This is a genomic window from uncultured Streptococcus sp., from assembly GCF_905372115.1.
In the GTDB taxonomy this organism is placed as follows: Bacteria; Bacillota; Bacilli; order Lactobacillales; family Streptococcaceae; genus Streptococcus.
In genome coordinates this window covers 1-4,085 of the sequence record NZ_CAJPNR010000074.1, presented here as the reverse complement: position 1 = coordinate 4,085, position 4,085 = coordinate 1, and the positions used below count along the sequence as shown (strand labels likewise).

Annotated in this window: 7 protein-coding genes; all 7 read left to right on the top strand. The window is 39.4% G+C overall.

The genetic code is table 11. The annotated features are described in order from the left end of the window. Positions 1–162: translation initiation factor IF-1 (gene infA / locus QZ169_RS11405; protein ID WP_295507139.1), on the top strand; the 162-nt coding region annotated here is incomplete at its 5' end. Between the two features lie 22 nt (positions 163–184). Continuing rightward, entirely contained in the window at positions 185–301 is a 117-nt protein-coding gene (rpmJ, locus tag QZ169_RS11400; protein WP_001808836.1) for a 50S ribosomal protein L36, read from the top strand. Between the two features lie 17 nt (positions 302–318). After that, the gene (gene rpsM, locus QZ169_RS11395) at positions 319–684 is read left to right on the top strand and encodes a 30S ribosomal protein S13 (protein ID WP_002894516.1); all 366 of its coding nucleotides are present in this window, start codon (positions 319–321) and stop codon (positions 682–684) included. 19 nt (positions 685–703) lie between these two features. Then, a complete protein-coding gene (gene rpsK, locus QZ169_RS11390; protein ID WP_001118385.1) occupies positions 704–1,087 on the top strand; it encodes a 30S ribosomal protein S11 in 384 nt (127 codons plus the stop codon). Positions 1,088–1,132: 45 nt separating this feature from the next. Further along, positions 1,133–2,071, top strand: a complete 939-nt coding sequence (locus QZ169_RS11385) for a DNA-directed RNA polymerase subunit alpha (protein ID WP_002894519.1) — start codon at positions 1,133–1,135, stop codon at positions 2,069–2,071. 11 nt (positions 2,072–2,082) lie between these two features. Next, complete coding sequence (rplQ, locus tag QZ169_RS11380; RefSeq protein ID WP_002894521.1) at positions 2,083–2,469, top strand: 50S ribosomal protein L17; 387 nt, start codon at positions 2,083–2,085, stop codon at positions 2,467–2,469. Between the two features lie 247 nt (positions 2,470–2,716). Next, positions 2,717–3,976: a glutamate-cysteine ligase family protein gene (locus QZ169_RS11375; protein WP_295507136.1), complete on the top strand. Its 1,260-nt coding sequence runs from the start codon at positions 2,717–2,719 to the stop codon at positions 3,974–3,976. Positions 3,977–4,085: the final 109 nt, after the last annotated feature.

Genomic DNA, 4,085 nt, shown 5'->3' with positions numbered 1-4,085 from the left:
GCAATGTTTACGGTTGAACTTGAAAATGGACATCAGATTTTAGCAACAGTTTCTGGTAAAATTCGTAAAAACTATATTCGTATTTTAGCGGGAGACCGTGTGACTGTAGAAATGAGTCCTTATGATTTGACACGTGGACGGATCACATACCGCTTTAAATAATCGAAAAACTTGGAGGGAAAAAATGAAAGTAAGACCATCGGTCAAACCAATTTGCGAATACTGCAAAGTTATTCGTCGTAATGGTCGTGTTATGGTAATTTGCCCAGCAAATCCAAAACACAAACAACGTCAAGGATAAGATAGAAAGGAGAAAAAATGGCTCGTATTGCTGGAGTTGACATTCCAAATGACAAACGTGTAGTCGTTTCACTGACTTATGTGTACGGTATCGGACTTCCAACTTCTAAGAAAATCTTGGCAGCTGCTGGAGTTTCAGAAGACATCCGTGTAAAAGATCTTACAATCGAACAAGAAGACGCTATCCGTCGTGAAGTAGATGCGATTAAAGTTGAAGGTGACCTTCGTCGTGAAGTAAACTTGAACATCAAGCGTTTGATGGAAATCGGTTCATACCGTGGAATCCGTCACCGTCGTGGACTTCCTGTCCGTGGACAAAACACTAAAAATAATGCCCGTACTCGTAAAGGTAAAGCTGTTGCGATTGCAGGTAAGAAAAAATAATATAAGGAGGTAAAAAGTCTTGGCTAAACCAACACGTAAACGTCGTGTGAAGAAAAATATCGAATCCGGTATTGCTCATATTCACGCTACATTTAATAACACTATTGTTATGATTACTGATGTGCATGGTAATGCGATTGCTTGGTCATCTGCTGGAGCTCTTGGATTTAAAGGTTCTCGTAAATCTACACCATTTGCTGCCCAAATGGCATCTGAAGCAGCTGCTAAATCTGCACAGGAACACGGTCTGAAATCAGTTGAAGTTACTGTAAAAGGTCCAGGTTCTGGTCGTGAGTCTGCTATTCGTGCTCTTGCTGCCGCTGGTCTTGAAGTAACAGCTATTCGTGATGTGACTCCTGTACCACACAATGGTGCTCGTCCTCCAAAACGTCGCCGTGTATAATCACCAACCGTTACACTGCTTTTCGTTTAAGAGGGAGTATAGCAAATGATTGAGTTTGAAAAACCAAATATAACAAAAATTGATGAAAATAAAGATTATGGCAAGTTTGTAGTAGAGCCGCTTGAGCGTGGTTATGGTACAACACTAGGAAATTCTCTTCGCCGTGTGCTTTTGGCTTCACTTCCAGGTGCTGCTGTTACTTCAATTAATATTGAAGGTGTTTTGCACGAGTTTGATACAATTTCCGGTGTCCGTGAAGACGTGATGCAAATTATTCTGAACGTCAAAGGGATTGCTGTAAAATCTTACGTCCAAGACGAAAAGATTATTGAACTGGATGTTGAAGGGCCAGCAGAAGTAACTGCCGGAGACATTTTGACAGACAGTGATATTGAAATTATAAACCCTGATCATTATCTCTTTACAATTGGAGAAGGCGCAAGCTTTAAGGCAACGATGACTGTCAACAGTGGTCGTGGTTATGTGCCTGCAGATGAAAATAAGAAAGATGATGCACCAGTGGGAACACTTGCGGTGGATTCTATCTATACGCCAGTGACAAAAGTTAATTACCAGGTTGAGCCAGCTCGCGTTGGTAGCAACGATGGTTTTGACAAACTAACCCTTGAAATTTTAACGAATGGAACAATTATTCCAGAAGATGCTTTGGGACTTTCAGCCCGCATCCTTACGGAACATTTGAATCTCTTCACTAACCTGACAGAAGTAGCTATTGCTGCAGATGTTATGAAGGAAGCAGAAAAGACTTCTGATGACCGCATTTTGGAACGGACCATCGAAGAATTAGATTTGTCAGTTCGCTCATACAACTGTTTGAAACGTGCAGGTATCAATACTGTATTTGATTTGACAGAAAAATCTGAGCCTGAAATGATGAAAGTTCGTAACTTGGGACGCAAGAGTCTGGAAGAAGTAAAAGTTAAACTTGCTGATCTCGGTCTGGGGTTAAAAAACGATAAATAAAGGAGGAATACATGGCTTACCGTAAACTAGGACGCACTAGCTCACAACGTAAAGCAATGCTTCGCGATTTGACTACTGATTTGCTGATCAACGAATCAATCGTGACAACTGAAGCTCGTGCTAAAGAAATCCGTAAAACAGTTGAAAAAATGATTACATTGGGCAAACGTGGAGACTTGCACGCTCGTCGTCAAGCAGCAGCTTTTGTACGCAATGAAATCGCATCAGAAAACTATGATGAAGCAACAGAAAAGTATACTACAACTACTGCTCTTCAAAAATTGTTCTCTGAGATTGCACCACGCTATGCAGAGCGCAACGGTGGATATACTCGTATCCTGAAAACTGAACCGCGCCGCGGAGATGCTGCGCCAATGGCAATCATCGAATTGGTATAAGATCATCAATCTTTGTTGAGTGTTATGATGATGGAATAGAATTTCTATTCTTAGTCTAGCTCTGGTCTACCGCTAGGATTCTTTCCTAGCGGGAACACTCATCATATAGTTGATAATAGGTAGACGCTTGTTTACGAAATTGCTTTTAATCCAAAAACAATTTCGTAAGCAGGCGTTTTTGCATGAAGCTAGGAAAACACCTGAAATTTTGTTATAATACTCTAACACTATCAAAAATTTATAGGAAATGGAAATGACTGATTCAATCCAAATTTTAAAAGAGCGTTATTTAAAGAATATTAAAGAAAATCCAACTGTCTACATTGGCATTGAGTTAGAATTTCCTATTGTCAATTGCCAGGGCGGAGCGACGGATCCAAATGTTGCCAAGAATCTTTTGAAATGTCTGTTGAAAGAGTATGATTTTGAGTCGGAACGATTTGATAGAGATGGCAATCCCATCCAACTGAAATCTACTAAAAATGAAGACAGAATTCTTTTTGAGGTTTCTTACAATACTTTGGAATTCGCTTTTGCCAAGGCTAGTAGAATTCAAGAAGTTGAAGAGCGTTTTAAGAACTATCTGAACATTATTCAGCCAATTCTGCGCGAAGAAAACCATGAAATTCAAGGAGAAGGTATTCATCCTTTCTGGGCTGAAAATGATAATAGTCCAGTTAAATATCCAAGATATGAAATGCTGATGCAGTATTTAGCTATGGGAAAGAACATGGAAGGTTTGCACAATTATCCAGAATATGGTGCTTTTATTTGTGGGAGTCAAGTTCAGCTGGATGTCTCAAGAGAAAATTATTTAAGCGTCATCAATGTCTTCAATCAAATTGAAGCTGCTAAAGCATACCTCTTTGCCAATTCAGAGTTTTCAGATTCTTCTTGGGATACAAAAATAGCTCGGGATATTTTCTGGGAGCAATCGATGCATGGCATTTTACAGGAAAATGCAGGCGTTAATTCGAAAGACTTTCAAACAGAAGATGATTTTTTTGCTTATCTTAGTAAATCAGCGCTTTTCACTGCTGAACGGGAAGGTAAATCCTACTATTTCTATCCGATAGCTGCTAATGAATACATGAGTCAGAAAACTATTGAGGCTTATAGCCTTTCAGGTGAAAAAGTAAACTTGACTCCAAGGGAAACGGACTTCAAGAATCACAGAAGTTACCAGTATCAAGATTTGACGACACGGGGGACAGTAGAGTTTCGGAGCGTCTGCACCCAGCCTTTTGATAAAACTTTTGCTTCTGCCGCTTTTCATCTTGGTATTTTAGAAAACTTGGAGAATGTAAAAGCCTATTTACAAGATGCTCCTTTCTTTCAACAGGAAGGTCGAGATTACAAAGCTTTAAGAAGAAAATTTTCTAAAAAAGAGTTGACCACAAGCGAAAGAGAGCATATTTATGAATTCACAGAGAGTTTGCTTCAGCTGGCGAGAGCTGGTTTAATAGCACGTCAACTAGGTGAGGAAGCTTATCTTCCCTCTCTTTAATAGAGGCTAGCCTCTGATGAATAAAAAATTCTAGAAAAATTTAAAAAAATTGGAAAAAGGTATTGACAGGAGGTGTGGTTGGGTGATATACTAATATAGTTGTCGCGAA

What these genes read in the sequence shown, in the direction of transcription:
- rpmJ (WP_001808836.1), top strand. Translation starts at nt 185, where the DNA reads ATGAAAGTAAGACCATCGGTCAAACCAATTTGCGAATACTGCAAAGTT.
- rpsM (WP_002894516.1), top strand. Translation starts at nt 319, where the DNA reads ATGGCTCGTATTGCTGGAGTTGACATTCCAAATGACAAACGTGTAGTC.
- QZ169_RS11385 (WP_002894519.1), top strand. Translation starts at nt 1,133, where the DNA reads ATGATTGAGTTTGAAAAACCAAATATAACAAAAATTGATGAAAATAAA.
- rplQ (WP_002894521.1), top strand. Translation starts at nt 2,083, where the DNA reads ATGGCTTACCGTAAACTAGGACGCACTAGCTCACAACGTAAAGCAATG.
- QZ169_RS11375 (WP_295507136.1), top strand. Translation starts at nt 2,717, where the DNA reads ATGGAAATGACTGATTCAATCCAAATTTTAAAAGAGCGTTATTTAAAG.